Origin of the sequence: Nocardioides anomalus, from assembly GCF_011046535.1 — a bacterium.
GTDB lineage: Bacteria > Actinomycetota > Actinomycetes > Propionibacteriales > Nocardioidaceae > Nocardioides > Nocardioides anomalus.
Genome location: NZ_CP049257.1, coordinates 886,710 through 903,987, shown reverse-complemented (window position 1 = coordinate 903,987; position 17,278 = coordinate 886,710). Strand labels below are relative to the sequence as shown.

Sequence of the window (17,278 nt, the reverse complement as noted above, 5' to 3'; positions counted from 1 at the left end):
AGGCGCCCCCGCACTCGCGCGGCGACGGCCGCGCGGTGGTCGTCGGGTCGAGTCGAGCTAGCGACGAGCGATGACGACCACGGCGCGGTCGTCGTCGCGTGAGCCGAGGGCGTCGACCATCCGGCGGGCAGCGCCCTCGACGCCGCCGCGGAGCAGGTGCTCGGCCTCGCCGAGCATCCGGTCGAGGCCCAGGTCGATGTCGCGGCGGGGCTCCTCGACCATGCCGTCGGTGTAGAGCAGCAGGGCGTCCTGGTGGCCGATGCGGCCGTGGGCGGTGACGAAGTCCGCGTCGGGCATCAGGCCGAGGACCGGGCCCTCGCTGGTGAGCACGCCCCAGCGGCCGGCGCCGGCGTGGCGCAGGGCGGCGGGCGGGTGGCCGGCGCTGCGGACCTCGAACGAGCCGTCGTCGAGGTCGAGGGTCAGGTGGACGGCGGTGGCGAAGCCCTCGTCCCAGTCCTGGCGCAGCAGGTAGTCGTTGGCGGCGGTCAGGAACTGCTCGGGCGGCAGCGCGCCGAGCAGGCCGCCGAAGGCGCCGGAGAGCAGCAGGGCGCGGGTGCCGGCCTCCTCGCCCTTGCCGGAGACGTCGACGACCACCAGGTGCAGGCGGCCGGGTGTGGTGCAGGCGACGATGAAGTCGCCGGCGAACGGCGTACCGCCGGCGGAGCGGAGCGCGGACTCGGCGTGCCAGCCGGCCGCGAGCTCGGGGATGCCGCCCTGCTGGAGGATCCGGTCGCGCAGGTCGACGAACATCGACTCGCCGATCGCGCCGGCCACGCCGAGCCGCTGGCGGCGCAGCGCGAAGGCCAGCACGATCAGGCACATCAGCACCTGGATGCCGACCGCGCCGTAGGTCTTGAGCGTGACGCTCTCCTGCGCGGCCAGGGAGACCATGAGCGCACCGAAGAGGTAGACGCAGAAGTACGGCAGCAGGCGCGGCGTGAGCAGCAGGCTGCCGAGCAGCAGCGGGACCATGAGGCTGGTGAACGGCACGTTGACCGGCGAGATGACGACCCCGACCACGATGGCCAGCGGCAGCAGCGACAGCGCGAGCAGCAGCTTGGTGTCCTGGTAGGCACCGCGCCGCGCGAAGCGCCGCACGGTGTGCCGCGGGGCGGAGACCTCCGAGGCACGCGCGCGCGAGGGCCGCACGTCGGTGCTCATCGCTGCTCCCTGGCGTCCGTCGGGCCGGTCGCGATCACTGTACGGCGCGCGAGCGGGAACCGGGGCTGGCATCGAGGACACCAGTAGAGGTTGCGGCCCTGGAGCTCCGCGGTCCGCACCCGCGTGCCGCAGACCCGGCAGGGCTCGCCGGCGCGGCGGTAGACGTAGGACACGCGCTGACCGTTCGTGAGCTCCTCCTGCGTCAGGTGCTCGGGCCGCACCGTGCGGATCACGCCCTCGCGCACCCCGGCGGCCATGAGCCCGACGAGGTCGTCCCACAGCTCCGCCCAGCGCCCGGGCCGCACGCTGGTGCCCGGGCGCATCGGGTCGAGGCGGTGCCGGAAGAGCAGCTCGGCGCGGTAGACGTTCCCGATCCCCGCGACGACCGACTGGTCCATGAGCAGCCCGCCGAGCGGCGCGCGGCTGCGCCGGATCCTTTCGTACGCCGCGCCGCCGTCGGCGTCCGGGCGCAGCGGGTCCGGGCCGAGCCGGGCCACGATCGCCGCGCGCTCCTCGGGCGTCTGCAGCTCGCAGGCGGTGGCCCCGCGCAGGTCGGCGTACGCCGTGCGCGAGACCAGCCGCAGCCGGACCTGGCCCACCGGTGCCGGCACGACCGGGACGTCCGGGTGCACGTCGAACTTCCCGTAGAGCCCCAGGTGCACGTGCACCAGGTCGCCGCCGGCGAAGCGCAGCCACAGGTGCTTGCCCCACGACTCCGCGCCCTCGAGCACCCGCCCGTCCAGCAGGGCGGCCGAGTCCGCGAACCGACCCTGGGGGCTGCTGACCCGGAGCTGCTGGCCGGCGAACGCGCCGTCGAGCGCGGTGGCGAGACGGTGGAGCGTGTGCCCCTCAGGCATCCTGACCCTGCGTCTGCTGGCCGCCGTGCCCCTGGGCCGAGTCCGGCAGCGGCGGCAGCTCCCGGGTCTTCTCGTACTCCGCGACCTGGCCGAGCCGGCGCACGTGGCGCTCCTCGCCGCTGAACGGCGTGGCCAGGAAGATCTCGACGAAGCGCGTCATGTCCTCGATCGGGTGCATCCGCCCGCCCACCGAGACCACGTGGGCGTCGTTGTGCTCGCGGGCCAGCGTGGCCGTCTCGTCGGACCAGGCCAGCGCACAGCGGATGCCGGGCACCTTGTTGGCCGCGATCTGCTCGCCGTTCCCGGAGCCGCCGATCACCACGCCCAGGCTGTCCTCCAGGCCGTCCTTGCGGTCCACGGCCACGCCCTCGGCGGCGCGCAGGCAGAAGACGGGGTAGTCGTCCTGCGCGTCGTAGGCGAACGGCCCGTGGTCCACCGGCTCGTAGCCGTGCTCGGTCAGCCAGGCGACGAGGTGCGCCTTGAGGTCGAGGCCGGCGTGGTCGGAGCCGAGGTGCACGCGCATGCCGCCATCCTGTCAGGGGCCTCCCCCGGTCAGGCGACGCCGTGGCCGCGGAGGAAGGCGCAGGTCTGCCGCAGCGCCTGCTCGGCCGCCGGGAACACCGGGTGGCGCCAGTAGCCGTGGATCTGTCCGAGGTAGCGCACGCACGTCACGTCCCCGCCGGCCTCGGCGATCCGCGCGGCCAGCAGCTCGCCCTCGTCGCGCAGCGGGTCGTGCTCGGCGGTGGTGACCAGCGTCGGCGGCAGGGTGCCGAGCCGGTCGCTGAGCAGCGGGGCCAGGTCCGGGTCGGTCCGGTCGGCGTCGGTGGCGGCGTACTGCTGCCAGTACCACGCGGCCTCGCGCGGGTCGAAGTCCGCGGCGGCGCCCAGCGCGTAGCTCTCCCCCGCCGCCGTCGGGTCCAGGAACGGGTAGTGCAGCACCACCGCCGCAAAGCGCCCCGGGTGCCGCAGCGCGGCGACCAGCGCGAGGTTGCCACCGGCGCTGTCGCCGTGGACGTACGTCGGACCGCCGGCCGCCAGGTCGGAGCCCCGGAGCCACGCCAGGACCGTGTCGACGTCGTCGGGCGCGGCCGGGAACGGGTGCTCGGGTGCGAGGCGGTAGTCCACGCTCAGCACCGCCATCCCGAGCCGGTCCGCGAAGCGTCGGCACACCCGGTCGTGCACGTCGAGGTCGTGGAAGACGAACCCGCCGCCGTGCAGGTGGACGACGAGTCCGGGGTCCGCGCCGGCCGGGCGGTACAGCCGGACCGGCACCCCGGCCGCGTCGAGATCGCGGATCTCGGCCAGCTCGAGCGGCTCCTCGGCCAGCGCGGCGGCGCGGTTGGCCGCTCGGGCCGCCGCCACGTCGTACCCGTCGTCGTGGACCTGCGGCTCGCCCTGCGCGGCCTCGACCGCGCGGCGTGCCTCGGGGTAGAGCGCCATCAGCGGCTCACCGCGACATCAGGGCGTCCATGGCCACCGCGATCGCGGCGGCCACCCGGTAGTCCACGCGCGGGTCGGGGACCCGGACGGTGTAGCGGTCGCGCACCGTGCCCTGGCGCTCGACGCTGAGCAGCGGCTGGCCGTCGGAGCCGACGTAGTCGAAGTGGATCGGCAGGAACGGGATCTCGGTGAACCGGCGCACCAGGGCCACGAGCTGGCTGCGCTCCTGGCCGGTGCCGGCGTACCCCGGGCCCTCGACGTGGAACGTCGAGCGCAGCAGGCTGGCGCCGAAGTCCTTGCGGAAGAAGCCGATCTGCTGGCGCTGCTCGTCGAAGACGTCGTAGCCGGAGTTGAGGTCCATCACCGCACGCGCCTTGAAGCTGAAGACCGGCTGGCTGCGGCTGGCGTCGGAGTAGAAGGTGACCTCCTCCTTCAGCGCGAACCGCTTCTGCTCGGCCAGCGCGATGATCCGCGCCTCGTTGTCGCCGGCCACCACCTCGTAGCGGTTGGTGGTCATCGCGAACTTCTGGCGCAGGAAGAACAGGGGCACGTGGTCGACGCTCATGCGCAGACCCTAGAGAAGCGACGAGAATGCGCGGGTGCGTGCCTTCGGCTGGACGGTGCTCGCGCTGGTCTTCCTCGACGAGCTGCTCACGGTGGCCGCACTGGCCGTCGTCGGCTGGGCGGCGGCACCGGCGTGGCTGCTGGTCTGGTCGCTGCCGGCGCTCGGTGTGGCGGCGTGGGCGGCGTTCGCGTCCCCGCGGGCGCCGTACGGCGGGCCGGTGCTGCGCCCGGTCGTCAAGGCCCTGGTCTTCGGGGCGGCCTCGCTGGGTCTGGTGGCCGCCGGACACCCCGGGTGGGGGGTGGCGTTGCTGGTGTTCTCGGTGGTGGTCAACGGCCTCGCGCTGCTGCCGGACGTGCAGCGGCTCACCACGGAGGCCGGGAGGTGAGGACCCGGAGCGGACGCGCCCCCCGACGCGTCCACCCCGGGTCGGCTCTCACTTGCGGAAGACGTCCTTGACGTCCTCGACGGTGTCCTTGGCGGACGCCTTCGCCTGGTCCTTGTTGCCCTCGGCCTCGAGCTTCTCGTCGCCGGTCAGCTCGCCGACCTTCTCCTTGGCCTTGCCGAGGGCGTCCTCGGCGGCGTTCTTCGCCTTGTCGACCATGCCCATGCTGATCACTCCTTCTTGGTGTCGGTTCTTCTCGGGTGGTGAGGGGGTCCTGCTGCCGGGGGCGGGCTACTGCACCCGCACCCGGTCGTCACGGGGCCGCGTGCGTCGCGGCGCGTCGAGCAGCACGCGGAGCGGCACCGCTCCGGCGAAGGCCTGCTCGACCTCGGCCGCGCAGGTGCGCACGGCCCGGTCCAGGGCGTCGGTGTCGGCGTCGGGCTCGACCCGGCCGCGCACCTCCAGCACCGTGGTGCCGCGCACCCGGTCGGTCGTGCCGCGCGCTCCGGTCACGGGGCCGAGGTCGGCGAGCCGGTCGGCCACCGCGCTCGCGACCGAGCGCAGCTCGACCTCGAGGGTGCCGCCCTGGTCGCTGCCGGCGAGCCGGGTGCGGCCCGGGCCGCGGTGCGGCAGGTGGGCGAGCAGCCAGGCCAGCGCCAGCAGGGCGAGCACCACGCCGACGACGGCGCAGACCCACGGCCACCAGCCCGCGTCGACCACGTCGAGCACCGGTCCGGCGTCCAGCCGGTCGCGCAGGTCCAGCACGGTGCCGGTGCGCCAGTCCACGGCGAGCAGGCCGGCGGCGAGGAGCAGCAGCCCGACGAGGGCCACGACCACGCGGTCGAGCACGACGGTGCGGCGGCTCACGACGCCACCCCCTGCCGGGCGCCCCGGACCGTGACCACCGGTCTCGGCAGCCGGGCCAGGGCGGCGTCGACGTCGCGCTGGGCGGCGCCGGCGGCGGCCGGGGTGTCCTCCGCGGCGGTCACCACGACGCGCACCCGGCGCCGCGACGTCTTCTCGGTCCGGGCCTCGAGCACGCCGGCCGAGCGGTCGGCGACCGACCGGGCCAGGGCGGCCACGGCGGCGGGCGTCAGCCACGCGTCCGGGGTGTCGCCCAGCGGCACGTGCGTACGCCGGGCGGGCCAGAGCGCGCCGAGCAGCACCAGCAGCCCGACCACGGCGACCACGATGCCGAGCAGGGCCAACCCGGTGCTGGCCTGCGTGCCGTCCACGGCCGCGACCAGGTGCCGCGTCCACGACCGGCCGGAGACCCAGCCCTGGGTGACCGCGAGGTCGCGCACGGCCACCACGGCCACGGCGAGCAGCAGCAGGGCCACCAGCAGCGCCAGGCGCGCTGCGGCGGGCGCCTTCGTCGGCGAGCTCATCACTCGACCCTCCTGTCCTGTCGGTCGGCTGCGGCCGCGTCGCTCGCGGCCTGCACGGTCACGTCCACGCTGAGCACCTGCACGCCGGTCAGGGCGGTGGCCTGCTCTGTGACGCGGGTGCGCACGTCCGCGGCGATCCGGGCCACCGGCGCCGGCCACCCGCAGGCCACCGTGACGTCGATGCGGGCCCGGCCGCCGCGCACGCTCACCGAGGCGCGCGGGGCGCCGGAGCCCAGGACCCCGCCCAGCGTGCGGTGCTGGGTCACGGTGCCGGGCACGTCGAGCGTCGCGCGCTCGACCACGTGCTGGAGCGCCTTGGTGCGTACCTCGAGCGTGCCGCGCTCAGCGGCGGGTCCGAGAGCGGGCTGGAGGACGTCAGCCACGGCGTCCGCGCAGCAGCTCGTCGAGGTCGACCTCGCCGCTGAGGCGGGCACCGACCAGCCAGCCGCCGGCGCCGAGCACGACGGCGAGGAGCAGGCCCAGCACGCCGCCGGTCGTGACGGCGAGGGTGAGGGAGCAGGCCGGCCAGGAGGCCGGTGGTGGAGGTGGTCATGCGAGGTCCTTCCAGAACAGGGATGGGTGGGGCTCAGAGCGAGCCGTAGCGGCGGGCGCCCGGCCAGGACGCCGGCAGCCGGGTGCGGAGACCGCGGGCACCGCGGGCCGCGGCGCGAGCACGGGTCCAGCGCGAGCGCACCGCGACCGGGCCCACCGCGGCGGGGCCGGGCCGCTCGGCTCGGTCCAGGGCGGCCATGGCCCGGGCGAACTCCTCGGCGTCCCCGCCCAGGTCCGGGTGCAGCCGCCGGGCCACGGCACGCCGGGCGGCGCGCAGCTCGGCGTCGGTGCGGGTCGTCACGGTGCCAGCGCCGCCGGCGGGGCGACGTCCTCGACCGTGAGGGTGAGCGGACCGCTCACCAGACCGGCGAGGGCGGTGCGGACCGCGGCCGTCGTGGCCGCGACCGGAGCGCCCCAGTCCAGGACCAGGTGCAGCTCCCAGCCGTCCTCGTCGCGGCGCACGCCGGCCACGCGCCGGCCGGGGAGGTACGTCGCCGCGTCGCCCAGCAGCCCGGCGTGCAGCCCGTGCACCCCCGGGACGGCGAGGACGGCGTCGACGACGGCGTCCACCTCGGCGCCGGGGCCGGCACCGGGGTCGGCACCGGAGTCGGCACCGGGGTCACTCGACACGGGGCGCCTCGTCGCTCGGCTCCTCGCTGCCGTCGTCAACGAACACGTCGTGGACCACGATGTTGACCTCGGTCACCTCGAGCCCGGTCATCCGCTCGACGGAGTCGATGACGTTGCGCCGGATGCCGGCGGCCAGGTCGGCGATCGAGACGCCGTACTCCGCCACGATGTCCAGGTCGACCGCCGCCTGGCGCTCGCCCACCTCGACCGTGACGCCCTGCGACAGGTTGGTGCGCGAGCCGGGGATCCGCTCGCGGAGCGCGCCGACCGCACGCGCGGTGCCGCCGCCGAGCGCGTGGACGCCGTTGACGTCGCGCGCGGCGATGCCGGCGATCTTGGACACCACGGTGTCGGCGATCGCGGTGCGGCCCTGCTCGGACACGAGCGGTCCGGTCGTCCGGGTGGCCACCTCCGCGCCCGTGCTGGAAGAGCTGGCGGGGCTGGCGGGGCTGGTGGCAGGGCTGCTCGTGGGGGTCGGCTTGGTCTCGGTCATCATCGACTCGCTCTCTCTCGTTCGGACACCCATCAGTCGCTTCGTCCCCACGGGTCGTCACGCTCGGTCCGGGTGACCCGCATCACCCCGGGGGTGTGGACCACCCGTGCGGCCGGCTTGGGACCGGCAGGCACGATCGACCCGTGACGACCGGTCCGGGCACCCCCACCGGGGCCGAGGCCGGACCCCGTGGCGTGCGGGCGCGTCCCGACGCCACCGACCGCGCCCTGATCAGGGCGGCCCGGCTGGGCGACGACCTGGCCTTCCGGCAGATCGTGGACCGCTACGGCCCGCAGATGTACCGCTACGCCGTCCGGCTGGTCGGCGGCAGCGAGAGCGACGCCGCGGAGGCGGTGCAGGAGGCGTTCATCTCCGCGTGGCGCGGACTGGACGCCTTCCGCGGCGAGTCGAGCCTGCGGACCTGGCTGTTCCGGTTGGTCCACCGGCGCGCGGTCGACCTGCAGCGCAAGCGCAAGCCGACCCCGGTCACCGACGAGGCGCTCACCGGGCTGGTCGCCCCGGCCGTCGACAACGCGCTCCAGCACGTGCTCGACGAGGAGCTGCTCCACGAGTTGCAAGCCGCGCTCAACGAACTACCGTGGCAGCAACGGGCCGCCTGGCTCCTCCGCGAGGTCGAGGAGCACAGCTACGAGGAGATCGGCGAGGCGCTCGGAGTGCCGGTGAGCAGCGTGCGCGGGCTGCTGCACCGGGGACGACGGACCCTGGCGGAGAGGATGTCCCGATGGCGGTAGAGCCCGGGACCCCCGACGCCCTCGCGCGCGCCATCGAGCAGGCCCGCCGCGAGGCCTTCGACGCGACGCCGCAGGGCTGGGTCGAGCTGTCCGACACGATCATGACGCGGGTGCGCGGCCTGGTCCGCCCGGCCGAGCCGGTGCTGGTCTTCGGTCCCGACGGACCCGAGCAGGACGACCGGGGCTCGCGGACCTACGTGTCCTCCCGCGTCGTCGTCGACGCCCTGCGCCGCGTGCTGCAGGCCCATCCCACCCACACGCCGGAGCGCATCGACCTGGCCCTGGAGGACGGCCGACTCCGTGGGGTCGAGGTCGCCCTCGTGGCGACGTACGGCGTGGAGCTGCGTCCGCTCGCCGAGCAGGTGCGCGCCGAGGTCCTCGACACCCTGCGCGAGCTGCTGGGCGTCGACCCCGAGCTCGACGCCGCCGCGATCGCCGTGGACTTCGTCGACGTCGTGCCGGGCGACCCGCTCGACGCCTGAGCTCAACGGCCCTGCAGCACCTTCCACAGGTCGCGGGTGACGACCCCGGTCCCGGGCAGGCCGGCCCCCTTCTGGACCTTGCGGACCGCCTTGGCCGTCTTCGCGGTGTAGACCCCGGTGATGCTGGTCCGCCGGCCGGCCGCGGTGAGCGCGCGCTGGAGCCGCTCGACGCTGGTGCCGGTGAGCCCGACCTTGAGCACCGGGGTCGACCCCTTGGCCAGCAGCGCGGTCCACGTGGCGCGGGTCAGGGTGCCGGTGGCCTTCTGGCCGGTCTTCCGCTGGAGCTTGCGCACGGCGGCCGCGGTCTTCGCGGTGTAGGTGCCCGTGATCGGGGCGGCGCTGAGCCGGTTGCGGCGCAGCAGGCACTGGGCGACCTCGACCGCGGCGCCCCGCGATCCGGCCCTGAGCGTCGGGTAGCGCTCGAGGTCGACGTCGACGCCCTTGCACAGCGGCTTGTCCTTCGGAGGCACCGAGCCCTGGCCGACGTCGAGCCAGTTCTCGTCGACGCTCAGCGCGTAGCCGCCGTAGACCGCGGTGACGTCGGTGCGGTACTGGTGGATCCGCGCGTGGTCGTCCCACGCGTCGGTCCGCACCCAGTCGGCGGTCCCGGTGTCGGCCTGGCCGTTCGACCAGGCGAACCAGATGTCGTCGGGCATCTGGTAGGAGCCCGGCGAGGCGAAGTTGGCGAAGTCCAGCGCGGTGATCGCGGCCGCGATGTTGGAGTAGACGCCGGAGTCGTAGCCCTGCGCCTCGAGCTCCTTGGCCCACCCGGACAGGAAGCCCAGCGCGGCCTGCCGGCAGTCGTCCGGCCCGATGTCGAAGTCCTCGAGGTCGTAGTAGAGCGTCGAGCCCTTGCCGATCCCGAGGCCCCGCGCGATCGCGACGGCTGCGTTGGCCTCGGAGCGGCCGAGCGATTCGGCCGCGACCCGGTCGGCCGGCATCCGGTCGGCGTATCCCGAGCAGCTGGCCTGCGGACCGACGTACAGCGACAGCACCCGCCACCCGCGCTTCTGCTGGGTGCGGACCCAGCCGGCGCTGAGCTCGGGCTGGTCCTGGCACAGCCGGTTGCTGCCGCCGATGTAGACCCCGACCGCGGCGTACGGCGAGCTCTGCCACCAGGCGTCCATCAGCTCCTGGGGCGGTGCGCTGCACGTGTCGAAGCCGTAGCCGGTCAGCGACCCCGGCGCGCTCGAGGCCTTCGTGGCCACGGGGCGCGGCGCGGCCTCCGCGGGCGACACCACACCGAGCGCGACGGCCACCGCGACGAGCGCGGACACGACGAGGACACGGGCTCCCGAGACAGCAAGCATCGGGACATCCTGCCTGACGGGCGGGCGGCCGGCCCGCTCAACGCTGCTGGACGGCGAGCCTCGCGCTGAGCGCGACGAAGGACGCGGCGAAGACCTTGCGGATGCGCGCGACCAGCTGCGGGCGGGTGAGCACGCGGTCGCGCAGGGCGCCCGCGGCCACGGCGTACACCGCGAAGGTCAGGAACGTCATCACCATGAAGACGCCCGACAGCGCGGCCATCCGCGGCAGCGAGGACGAGCCGGCGGGCACGAACTGCGGCAGGAAGGCCACGAAGAACAGCGTGAGCTTGGGGTTGAGCAGGTTCGCGGTGATCCCGGTGGTGAGCACGGAGCGGACCGAGGTCGGCGCGCTCTCGGTGTCGACGTGCAGGGCACCGGTGTCGCGCCAGGTGGCCACGGCCATCCAGAGCAGGTAGGCCACGCCGGCGTACTTCACCGCCTGGAAGGCCACGCCCGACGCGTGCAGCAGGGCCGCGAGCCCGGTGAGCGCGGCCACCGCGTGCGGGATCGTGCCGAGGGTGCCGGCGAAGGCCGCCAGCAGCCCGGCGCGGGTGCCGCGGGCCAGCCCGGCGCCCATCGTGAAGAGGGCGCCGATCCCCGGCGTCGCGCAGATGACGAACGACGTCAGCAGGAACGACCACGACATGCGCGGACGCTACCGCGATGAGTTCGGCCCTGACGAGGGGTCGGACGAGGCATGGTCACCATGGGCATGGTCATCGTCGCCGGCCACCTGCTGGTCGACGCGGACGAGCGGGCGGCGTACCTGGAGAGCTGTCGCGAGGTGGTCGAGGCGGCCCGCGCGACGGACGGCTGCCTGGACTTCGCGCTCACCGCCGACCTGGTGGACCCGCGCCGGGTCAACGTGTTCGAGCGCTGGGAGAGCCAGGAGGCGGTCGAGACGTTCCGCGGCGACGGCCCCGCCGGCGACCAGCAGGCGGCGGTCCGGGGCGGGTCGGTCGCGGAGTACGGCGCGGTCGAGGAACGCGTGCTCTTCTGACCCCCGCACGTCGGCGGCGTACGGCATGATCCCGCCATGACGCGGACCCGGCCGAAGGCCCTTCGAGGCTCGCTGCGCTCGCACCTCAGTGCGAGCCTCGCCCCGACCATCACCTCCCTCGCGCTCGTCGCCAGCGGCGCCCTGCTGCTCGACGCGCCCGCCCCGGCACGGGCCGCGACCGTCGTGGCGGCGCCCGCCGCCCAGGGCGACGGCGGCCCCAACACCTACCTCAGCAGCCCTCCCGAGCTGGTCGCCGGTCGCACGGCGGCGCCGGCGCCGGCGCGGCCGGAGCCGCCCAAGACCCGCGGCACCATCACCGGCCAGGTCGTCGGCCCCGGCGGCACGCCGATCCCGAACGCGCTCGTCACCGGCGTCCGCTTCTCCGACCTCGGCCTGCCGGTCGACCGCACCGAGGAGAAGCCGGTCCTGGCCCGCACCAACGGGCGCGGCCAGTTCAGCCTCAAGCAGCTGCGCGAGCCCTACCTCGTGCGGATCTGCAGCGAGTCCGTGAGCAGCGGGGGTGCTCGCACTGAGGTGCGAGCGGAGCGAGCCTCGGAGGGCCACCGGGCCCGGCGCTCGGGCGAGTGCGACCAGGAGAGCAGCAAGAGGTTCACGCCGACCTGGCTCGGCCCGGACGGCAACCTGCCCAGCTGGATGCGCCACACCCGGATGTACCAGCCGGTCGCGCACCGCTCGATGGGCCGCATCGTCGTCCAGCCGACCGCGGTGGTCACCGGCACCTGGAAGGTCGACGGCGCCGACCGCACGATCTACCTCACCCGCATCGACGGCAGCATCGCTGCGCAGACCCAGACCGACGCCCAGGGCCAGTACCGCTTCGAGGTCGCCCCCGGCCCCTACCGCGTCGAGGCCGACCGCGACCCCGGCCTGCGCACCGCGTCCACCGTCCCCGGCTTCCGCTCGCACCGGCTGCTGCTGCGCGCCGGCCGCACCGCCCGGATCAGCTTCAAGACCCGCCACGCCGGCATCATCCGCGGCCTGGTCACCAGCAACGGCGTCCCGCTGCCCGACCAGTTCCTGTCCATCCTGGACAACACCGGCGCGTTCGCCGGCGGCGTGGTGACCAACGAGATCGGGCGCTACGTCGTCACCTCGCTCAAGCCTGGCGCCTACACCGTCGCCACCTCCTACGCCGGCTCGGCGTACGTCCCCAAGCAGCAGATCGTGGCCGTCACCGAGAAGACGGTGGCCACCGCCGACCTGGCCCTCGACCCGGGCCGCTCGATCACGTTCTCGGCCACCGACACGCTCCCGGGCGCCAACGGCTCGGTCGACGCCGAGCTGCGCAACGCCGACGGCCGCGTGCTCAAGGTCTTCCAGGGCAGCCCCGCCGCGCAGCCGGGCGGCAAGGTGACCTTCGCCGGGCTGCCGGCGGGCACCTACTCGCTCTCGGTGCGCCGCTCGGCCCTGCCCAGCGACGGGCCGGAGCAGGTCGACTTCCCCTGGGGTCAGCAGACGATCGACCTCAACGTCGCCACCTCCGCCGACCTCGCGATCCCCCTCGACCAGCCGACGGTCAACCTGAGCGGCTCGCTGCCGGCCGGCGGCCAGGTCAAGCTGACCGCCGTCCCCGAGGACCCCTGGCTGCGCCCGGCGTTCGTCGACGGCGACCAGGCCACCCCACTCGCGCTGAACTGGACCGAGCAGGAGACCGGCGGCCAGTACGTCGTGCGCGGCCTGGTCCCGGGCACCTACACCGCCGCGGTCACCACCGCCCGCAAGGAGCGCGAGGACCGGCCGAGCAAGACCGGCGCCAACCTCGCCGTCACGCACTCGGCGGTGAGCGTCACCAGCGCCGGCGGCACCCAGGCCTTCACCGCCCCGGTCGGCGCCGTGGTCCGTGGCCAGCTGCGCTACAGCAACAACCGGCCGGTCATCGCGCCCCTCGGCGTCCGCGTCCTCGACACCGGCGACCAGTCCTGGCTGTTCCCGACGGTGTCGGGCAAGCAGAAGTACGGCCGCCCGTTCAAGGTCGAGCGCCTGCACTCCGGACCGGCCACCACGGCCCTGCTCGACCTGGTCGGCCTGTTCGACGAGCACCCCGACGTCCTCGTCCCCGACGACCTGCTCAGCTCGGCCCGCGACGAGCCCGGCACGCCGTACTGGTTCACCGCCAAGCGCGAGCGCCTCGACCTGGTCAGCGGCCAGACCGAGGACCTCGGCGTGGTGAGCGTGAAGCTCCACGGCGTGAACGGCGTCAAGGCCGTCCTCGGCGGAGGCGGTCGTCAGGCTCCCTAGGGTGCTCGACGGCCGAACCGCGCCAGCAGGTGCCACACCCGCTTGAGCGTCTGCCGGTCGTGGCCACCGGCGCGCGCGGCGTCCCCGACCACCGCCGGGCTCAGCTCGGCGCCGAGCGCACGGGCCAGCGCCAGCGGCCCGGGACCGCGGTAGGCCGCGTCCAGGTCGGCGGTGGCCACCCGGAAGCCCGGGTGCCACTCCACCGGACAGCCCAGCCGCTCGGCGGCCTGGTGCACCGGACCGGCGCGGAAGCAGGGGTCGAGCACCACGGCCTCGGCGTCGCGCGCGAAGCGGACCCCGCCGTGGACGTGCGCCTCGACGTAGCGGTCGAGGTCGTCCAGCTCGGCCGACGCGCAGCGCGCCACCAGGTCGGCCAGCCGCTCGGGGCCGACGACCTGGTCCGGCTCGAAGACCGAGTCCGGGAAGCAGAACGTCGCCCGCTCGCTCACCTCCGGCCGCAGGCGCACGTGCGCGGAGCCGAACCGCGGGGCGCCGCCGTACGCCGAGCCGAGGTCGACCGCGCCGTAGACCGGCCGCTCCCGGGCGTCCGCGGCGTCGTACCGCCCGTCGAAGAGCCGGCTCTCCCACCGCCACCGGTCGCCACCGGGGTGCGCGGTGAGCCCGCCGTTGGAGGTGCCGGTGGCGAACTGGCTGAGGTAGGCGCCGTCGTCGGCCATCGCCTCGAGGACGCGCCGGTCGCCGACCGGCCAGTCGGGGTGGAACTGCAGGGTGATCCTCACGCCGGTCGGCGGGCGCGCACGATGTGCGCCCCGCTGCCCGGGGGCAAGGGCAGCTCGTCGACGTCGGTGAAGCCGACCTCGCGCAGCAGCGCGGTCATCTCACCGGGCGCCCAGGCGGGGGTGAGCTCCTCGCCGACGGCCGCGACGCGCTCGGCCAGCCGCCGCAGGCGCTCCTCGCCCGCCGCGTCGCGGTCGGTGCCGGGGTGGTCCAGCACCACCTCGGCGCCCGGCACGGTGGCCACCGCCGACAGCGTGGCGCGGACGGCCTCGCGGGTCAGGTAGGGCACCACCCCGAGCCAGACGAACACCGCGGGCGCGCCGACGTCGAAGCCGCCGGCCCGCAGCCGCTCCAGGAGCGAGTCGCGCTCGAAGTCCACCCCGACGTACGTCGCCACGGGGTCGATGCCGGCCTCGTCCAGCCGTTCGCGCTTCCAGGCCTGGGTGGCCGGGAAGTCGACCTCGAAGACGCGCAGGTCCTCGTGCGGGTTGCGGTAGGCGATCGTGTCGAGCCCGGCGCCGAGCACGACGCACTGCCGCGTCCCCCGCTCGTACGCCGCGGCGAGGGTCTGGTCGGCGAACCGGTGGCGCAGCGCCACGAACACCCGCAGCCGCGAGCGCGGCGGGGCGTCGGCCAACAGCGTCTCGCGGTCCACGCCCAGGAGGGGCAGGGCCAGCGGGTCGTCGAAGAGGACCGGGTCGTCCAGCAGCGGGTGCACCGCGCGGTGGACCGCGGCGCCCCACGCCGTGCGCGACGGCTCGCCCTCACGCACGAGCGCCCACCACCGCGTCCACGAACGCCGTGACCAGCGGGTGCACCGGCGCGCCGGCCAGCGCTCCGACGTGCGGCTGGAACATCGAGGTCACCCAGAACGGGTGGCCGGGCAGCTCGAGCACCTCGGCCCCGGCGTCGAGTGCGGTCGCCCCGACGACCACGCCGGCCGCCTCCAGGGCCTCGATGACCGCGGGGGCGGGCGCGTAGGAGCAGAAGTGCGTGCCGAGGAACGGCTCGCCCACCCAGGACCCGAAGCGGGTGCCCGGCACCGGGGTGACCAGCCGCTCTTCGCCCTGCAGCGAGCAGGCCAGCGGGGCCACGGCGTTGTCGGCCGCGACGCCGGCGGTCTCGGCGTGGGTGGCGCTCACCCCGAGCACGGACCGGGCCAGCTCCAAGACGGCGTACTGCATGCCGCCGCAGGTGCCGAGGAAGGGCACCTCCTCCTCGCGGATCGTGGTGAGGGCCGCGAGCACCGCGTCGTCGTCGGCGTACGGCGAGCCTGGGACGAGCCAGACCCCGTCGTACGCCGTGACGTCGAAGCCCGAGCCGGTCGGGACCCACTCGGTGTCGACCGGCAGGGCCGGGCGCAGGGAGTCGAGCTCCCGGTGGCTGCGGTGTCCGCTGCGGTCACCGAGGAGCGCGACGCTCACGCGCCGCCGAGCCTGGCGAGCTCCTCGTCGACCACGCTCGGGTCGAGCTTGGTGAAGATCGGCGTCGGCTTCTCGACGCTCGCGCCGACGGTGACCGGGCGCGACTCCCAGCGCGGCGTGCCGGAGTAGTCCCCGGTGATGACCGGGTAGAAGTCCAGCCCGGCGCCGTTGTCGGGGTCGAGCTCCTCGACGGTCTCGATGCGCGGCATGGGCATGAACTCGCCCTCGCCGCCGAGCACCCGGTGCACCTGGTTGGATGCGTGCGGCAGGAAGGGCGCGAGCAGGGTGTTGCAGTCGCTCACGCACTGCGCGGCCACGTGCAGGACGGTGGCCAGCCGCTCGCGCTGGGACTCGTCCTTCATCTTGTAGGGCTCGGTGACGGTGAGGTACTTGTTCACCTCGCCGACCACGCGCATGGCCTCGGCGATGCCCTGGCGCAGCCGCTGGCGACCGAGCAGGTCACCGACGGTGTCGAAGCCCGCGCGCACGGTCGCGAGGACGGCCTCGTCGACCGGCTCGAGCGGCCCGGCCTCGGGGATCGCGCCGAAGTTCTTGGCCAGCATCGTCGCGGTCCGGTTGACCAGGTTGCCCCAGCCGGCCACCAGCTCGCTGTTGTTGCGCAGCACGAAGTCGGCCCACGTGAAGTCGGCGTCCGAGGTCTCCGGGCCGGCCGCGCAGATGTAGTAGCGCAGCGCGTCGGCGGAGTAGCGCGCCAGCATGTCGCCGACCAGGATCACGTGGCCGCGGCTGGTGGAGAACTGCTTGCTCTCCATGGTCATGTACTCCGAGCTGACCACCTCGGTGGGCAGGTTGAGCACGCCGTACTCCCCCGGCTCGCCGCCGGCCGCGCCCTGGCCGTTGTAGGCCAGCAGCTCGGCCGGCCAGATGACGGAGTGGAAGACGATGTTGTCCTTGCCCATGAAGTAGTACGACAGGGCCTCGGGGTCGTTCCACCACTCGCGCCACCGGTCGGGCTGGCCCTGCCGGCGGGCCCACTCTATGGAGGCCGAGAGGTAGCCGATGACCGCGTCGAACCACACGTAGAGCCGCTTGTTGGTCTGCTCGGTCCAGCCCTCGACCGGCACTGGGATGCCCCAGTCGATGTCGCGGGTCATGGCCCGCGGCTTGAGGTCCTCGATGAGGTTGAGGCTGAACTTGATGACGTTGGGACGCCACGTGCCACTGGCCTCGCGACCCTGCAGGTAGGTCTGCAGCGCCTCGGCCAGCGCCGGCAGGTCGAGGAAGAAGTGCTGGGTCTCCACGAACTCCGGCGTCTCGCCGTTGATCCGCGAGCGCGGGTTGATGAGGTCGGTCGGGTCCAGCTGGTTGCCGCAGTTGTCGCACTGGTCGCCCCGCGCCTCGCCGTACCCGCAGATCGGGCAGGTGCCCTCGATGTAGCGATCGGGCAGCGTGCGACCGGTGGACGGCGAGATGGCGCCGAACGTCGTCTGCTCCACCATGTAGCCGTTCTGGTGCACCCCGCGGAACAGCTCCTGGACGACGCCGTAGTGGTTGCCCGTCGTCGTGCGCGTGAACAGGTCGTAGGACAGCCCGAGGTCGACCAGGTCGTTGACGATGATCGCGTTGTTCTTGTCGGCCAGCTCCCGCGCGCTCACGCCCTCGCTGTCGGCCGCCACCAGGATCGGCGTCCCGTGCTCGTCGGTGCCCGAGACCATCAGCACGTCGTGACCCGCCATCCGCATGTAGCGGCTGAAGACGTCGGAGGGCACGCCGAAACCGGCCACGTGGCCGATGTGGCGCGGGCCGTTGGCGTACGGCCAGGCGACGGCGGACAGGACTCTGCTCACGGTGTGATCCTAGGGAGGGGTGTGTCTGGTGGGCGAC

23 protein-coding genes are annotated in these 17,278 nt (G+C 74.4%); 5 read left to right on the top strand and 18 right to left on the bottom strand.

Translation table 11 applies throughout. The features are described 5' to 3' along the window. Positions 1 to 57 precede the first annotated feature (57 nt). From G5V58_RS04745 to G5V58_RS04725, 5 genes are read right to left on the bottom strand one after another with little or no spacing between them, the layout of a single operon-like run. Positions 58 to 1,161: a PP2C family protein-serine/threonine phosphatase gene (locus G5V58_RS04745; RefSeq protein ID WP_165229211.1), complete on the bottom strand. Its 1,104-nt coding sequence runs from the start codon at positions 1,159 to 1,161 to the stop codon at positions 58 to 60. Then, complete coding sequence (locus G5V58_RS04740; RefSeq protein ID WP_165229209.1) at positions 1,158 to 2,018, bottom strand: Fpg/Nei family DNA glycosylase; 861 nt, start codon at positions 2,016 to 2,018, stop codon at positions 1,158 to 1,160. Before G5V58_RS04740 ends, G5V58_RS04745 begins: the two co-directional genes overlap by 4 nt. Then, entirely contained in the window at positions 2,011 to 2,541 is a 531-nt protein-coding gene (locus G5V58_RS04735) for a ribose-5-phosphate isomerase (protein WP_165229207.1), read from the bottom strand. The genes G5V58_RS04740 and G5V58_RS04735 overlap by 8 nt, the downstream gene beginning before the upstream one ends. 29 nt (positions 2,542 to 2,570) lie before the next feature. Then, entirely contained in the window at positions 2,571 to 3,458 is an 888-nt protein-coding gene (locus tag G5V58_RS04730; protein ID WP_165229205.1) for an alpha/beta hydrolase, read from the bottom strand. Positions 3,459 to 3,465: 7 nt separating this feature from the next. Further along, positions 3,466 to 4,023 (bottom strand): LURP-one-related/scramblase family protein, encoded by a 558-nt coding sequence (locus G5V58_RS04725; protein WP_165229203.1) that lies wholly within the window; start codon positions 4,021 to 4,023, stop codon positions 3,466 to 3,468. A gap of 34 nt (positions 4,024 to 4,057) precedes the next feature. Between G5V58_RS04725 and G5V58_RS04720 the strand changes: the two genes are divergently transcribed. Continuing rightward, on the top strand, positions 4,058 to 4,408 hold the full coding sequence (locus tag G5V58_RS04720; RefSeq protein ID WP_165229201.1) for a DUF2568 domain-containing protein: 351 nt from the start codon (positions 4,058 to 4,060) through the stop codon (positions 4,406 to 4,408). 48 nt (positions 4,409 to 4,456) lie between these two features. Here the strand turns inward: G5V58_RS04720 and G5V58_RS04715 are convergent, their stop codons facing one another. The 7 genes from G5V58_RS04715 to G5V58_RS04680 form a co-directional block, all read right to left on the bottom strand. After that, the gene (locus G5V58_RS04715) at positions 4,457 to 4,630 is read right to left on the bottom strand and encodes a CsbD family protein (protein ID WP_165229199.1); all 174 of its coding nucleotides are present in this window, start codon (positions 4,628 to 4,630) and stop codon (positions 4,457 to 4,459) included. Between the two features lie 66 nt (positions 4,631 to 4,696). After that, entirely contained in the window at positions 4,697 to 5,272 is a 576-nt protein-coding gene (locus G5V58_RS04710) for a hypothetical protein (RefSeq protein WP_165229197.1), read from the bottom strand. Continuing rightward, a complete protein-coding gene (locus G5V58_RS04705) occupies positions 5,269 to 5,793 on the bottom strand; it encodes a DUF6286 domain-containing protein (protein ID WP_165229195.1) in 525 nt (174 codons plus the stop codon). The genes G5V58_RS04710 and G5V58_RS04705 overlap by 4 nt, the downstream gene beginning before the upstream one ends. Further along, positions 5,793 to 6,176: an Asp23/Gls24 family envelope stress response protein gene (locus tag G5V58_RS04700; RefSeq protein ID WP_165229193.1), complete on the bottom strand. Its 384-nt coding sequence runs from the start codon at positions 6,174 to 6,176 to the stop codon at positions 5,793 to 5,795. The genes G5V58_RS04705 and G5V58_RS04700 overlap by 1 nt, the downstream gene beginning before the upstream one ends. A 203-nt stretch (positions 6,177 to 6,379) precedes the next feature. After that, complete coding sequence (locus tag G5V58_RS04690; protein WP_165229191.1) at positions 6,380 to 6,646, bottom strand: hypothetical protein; 267 nt, start codon at positions 6,644 to 6,646, stop codon at positions 6,380 to 6,382. Beyond that, positions 6,643 to 6,975, bottom strand: a complete 333-nt coding sequence (locus tag G5V58_RS04685) for a hypothetical protein (protein ID WP_230487092.1) — start codon at positions 6,973 to 6,975, stop codon at positions 6,643 to 6,645. Before G5V58_RS04685 ends, G5V58_RS04690 begins: the two co-directional genes overlap by 4 nt. Next, positions 6,965 to 7,384 carry an Asp23/Gls24 family envelope stress response protein gene (locus G5V58_RS04680; RefSeq protein ID WP_230487091.1) on the bottom strand — a complete coding sequence of 140 codons (420 nt, stop codon included), beginning with the start codon at positions 7,382 to 7,384 and terminating at the stop codon, positions 6,965 to 6,967. The genes G5V58_RS04685 and G5V58_RS04680 overlap by 11 nt, the downstream gene beginning before the upstream one ends. A gap of 227 nt (positions 7,385 to 7,611) precedes the next feature. Here G5V58_RS04680 and G5V58_RS04675 point away from each other — a divergent pair, with 227 nt between their 5' ends. After that, positions 7,612 to 8,220, top strand: coding sequence for an RNA polymerase sigma factor (locus G5V58_RS04675; RefSeq protein WP_230487090.1), 609 nt, complete (start codon positions 7,612 to 7,614; stop codon positions 8,218 to 8,220). Then, positions 8,211 to 8,702, top strand: coding sequence for a hypothetical protein (locus G5V58_RS04670; RefSeq protein ID WP_165229187.1), 492 nt, complete (start codon positions 8,211 to 8,213; stop codon positions 8,700 to 8,702). Before G5V58_RS04675 ends, G5V58_RS04670 begins: the two co-directional genes overlap by 10 nt. Positions 8,703 to 8,704: 2 nt before the next feature. Here the strand turns inward: G5V58_RS04670 and G5V58_RS04665 are convergent, their stop codons facing one another. Further along, entirely contained in the window at positions 8,705 to 10,012 is a 1,308-nt protein-coding gene (locus G5V58_RS04665; RefSeq protein ID WP_165229185.1) for a glycoside hydrolase domain-containing protein, read from the bottom strand. A gap of 37 nt (positions 10,013 to 10,049) precedes the next feature. Then, positions 10,050 to 10,658 carry a LysE family translocator gene (locus G5V58_RS04660; protein WP_165229183.1) on the bottom strand — a complete coding sequence of 203 codons (609 nt, stop codon included), beginning with the start codon at positions 10,656 to 10,658 and terminating at the stop codon, positions 10,050 to 10,052. A 51-nt stretch (positions 10,659 to 10,709) separates the two neighbouring features. On the opposite strand from G5V58_RS04660, the gene G5V58_RS04655 reads away from it, so the two are divergent. Continuing rightward, a complete protein-coding gene (locus G5V58_RS04655; RefSeq protein ID WP_230487089.1) occupies positions 10,710 to 11,012 on the top strand; it encodes a putative quinol monooxygenase in 303 nt (100 codons plus the stop codon). A 36-nt stretch (positions 11,013 to 11,048) separates the two neighbouring features. Continuing rightward, positions 11,049 to 13,271, top strand: a complete 2,223-nt coding sequence (locus G5V58_RS04650) for an MSCRAMM family protein (RefSeq protein ID WP_165229181.1) — start codon at positions 11,049 to 11,051, stop codon at positions 13,269 to 13,271. On the opposite strand, the gene G5V58_RS04645 is transcribed toward G5V58_RS04650, so the two are convergent. From G5V58_RS04645 to metG, 4 genes are read right to left on the bottom strand one after another with little or no spacing between them, the layout of a single operon-like run. Beyond that, positions 13,268 to 14,011 (bottom strand): DUF3626 domain-containing protein, encoded by a 744-nt coding sequence (locus G5V58_RS04645; RefSeq protein ID WP_165229179.1) that lies wholly within the window; start codon positions 14,009 to 14,011, stop codon positions 13,268 to 13,270. The two genes, G5V58_RS04650 and G5V58_RS04645, sit on opposite strands and share 4 nt — an antisense overlap. Beyond that, the gene (locus G5V58_RS04640; protein ID WP_165229177.1) at positions 14,008 to 14,781 is read right to left on the bottom strand and encodes a class I SAM-dependent methyltransferase; all 774 of its coding nucleotides are present in this window, start codon (positions 14,779 to 14,781) and stop codon (positions 14,008 to 14,010) included. The genes G5V58_RS04645 and G5V58_RS04640 overlap by 4 nt, the downstream gene beginning before the upstream one ends. Further along, positions 14,774 to 15,433 (bottom strand): glutamine amidotransferase-related protein, encoded by a 660-nt coding sequence (locus tag G5V58_RS04635; protein ID WP_165229175.1) that lies wholly within the window; start codon positions 15,431 to 15,433, stop codon positions 14,774 to 14,776. The genes G5V58_RS04640 and G5V58_RS04635 overlap by 8 nt, the downstream gene beginning before the upstream one ends. Then, positions 15,430 to 17,241 carry a methionine--tRNA ligase gene (metG, locus tag G5V58_RS04630; protein ID WP_165229173.1) on the bottom strand — a complete coding sequence of 604 codons (1,812 nt, stop codon included), beginning with the start codon at positions 17,239 to 17,241 and terminating at the stop codon, positions 15,430 to 15,432. The genes G5V58_RS04635 and metG overlap by 4 nt, the downstream gene beginning before the upstream one ends. Positions 17,242 to 17,278: the final 37 nt, after the last annotated feature.

Coding starts and splice junctions, on each gene's coding strand:
- G5V58_RS04730 (WP_165229205.1), bottom strand. CDS start 3,458: ATGGCGCTCTACCCCGAGGCACGCCGCGCGGTCGAGGCCGCGCAGGGC.
- G5V58_RS04705 (WP_165229195.1), bottom strand. CDS start 5,793: ATGAGCTCGCCGACGAAGGCGCCCGCCGCAGCGCGCCTGGCGCTGCTG.
- G5V58_RS04665 (WP_165229185.1), bottom strand. CDS start 10,012: ATGCTTGCTGTCTCGGGAGCCCGTGTCCTCGTCGTGTCCGCGCTCGTC.
- G5V58_RS04735 (WP_165229207.1), bottom strand. CDS start 2,541: ATGCGCGTGCACCTCGGCTCCGACCACGCCGGCCTCGACCTCAAGGCG.
- G5V58_RS04670 (WP_165229187.1), top strand. CDS start 8,211: ATGGCGGTAGAGCCCGGGACCCCCGACGCCCTCGCGCGCGCCATCGAG.
- G5V58_RS04745 (WP_165229211.1), bottom strand. CDS start 1,161: ATGAGCACCGACGTGCGGCCCTCGCGCGCGCGTGCCTCGGAGGTCTCC.
- G5V58_RS04655 (WP_230487089.1), top strand. CDS start 10,710: ATGGTCACCATGGGCATGGTCATCGTCGCCGGCCACCTGCTGGTCGAC.
- G5V58_RS04740 (WP_165229209.1), bottom strand. CDS start 2,018: ATGCCTGAGGGGCACACGCTCCACCGTCTCGCCACCGCGCTCGACGGC.
- G5V58_RS04715 (WP_165229199.1), bottom strand. CDS start 4,630: ATGGGCATGGTCGACAAGGCGAAGAACGCCGCCGAGGACGCCCTCGGC.
- G5V58_RS04725 (WP_165229203.1), bottom strand. CDS start 4,023: ATGAGCGTCGACCACGTGCCCCTGTTCTTCCTGCGCCAGAAGTTCGCG.
- G5V58_RS04650 (WP_165229181.1), top strand. CDS start 11,049: ATGACGCGGACCCGGCCGAAGGCCCTTCGAGGCTCGCTGCGCTCGCAC.
- G5V58_RS04660 (WP_165229183.1), bottom strand. CDS start 10,658: ATGTCGTGGTCGTTCCTGCTGACGTCGTTCGTCATCTGCGCGACGCCG.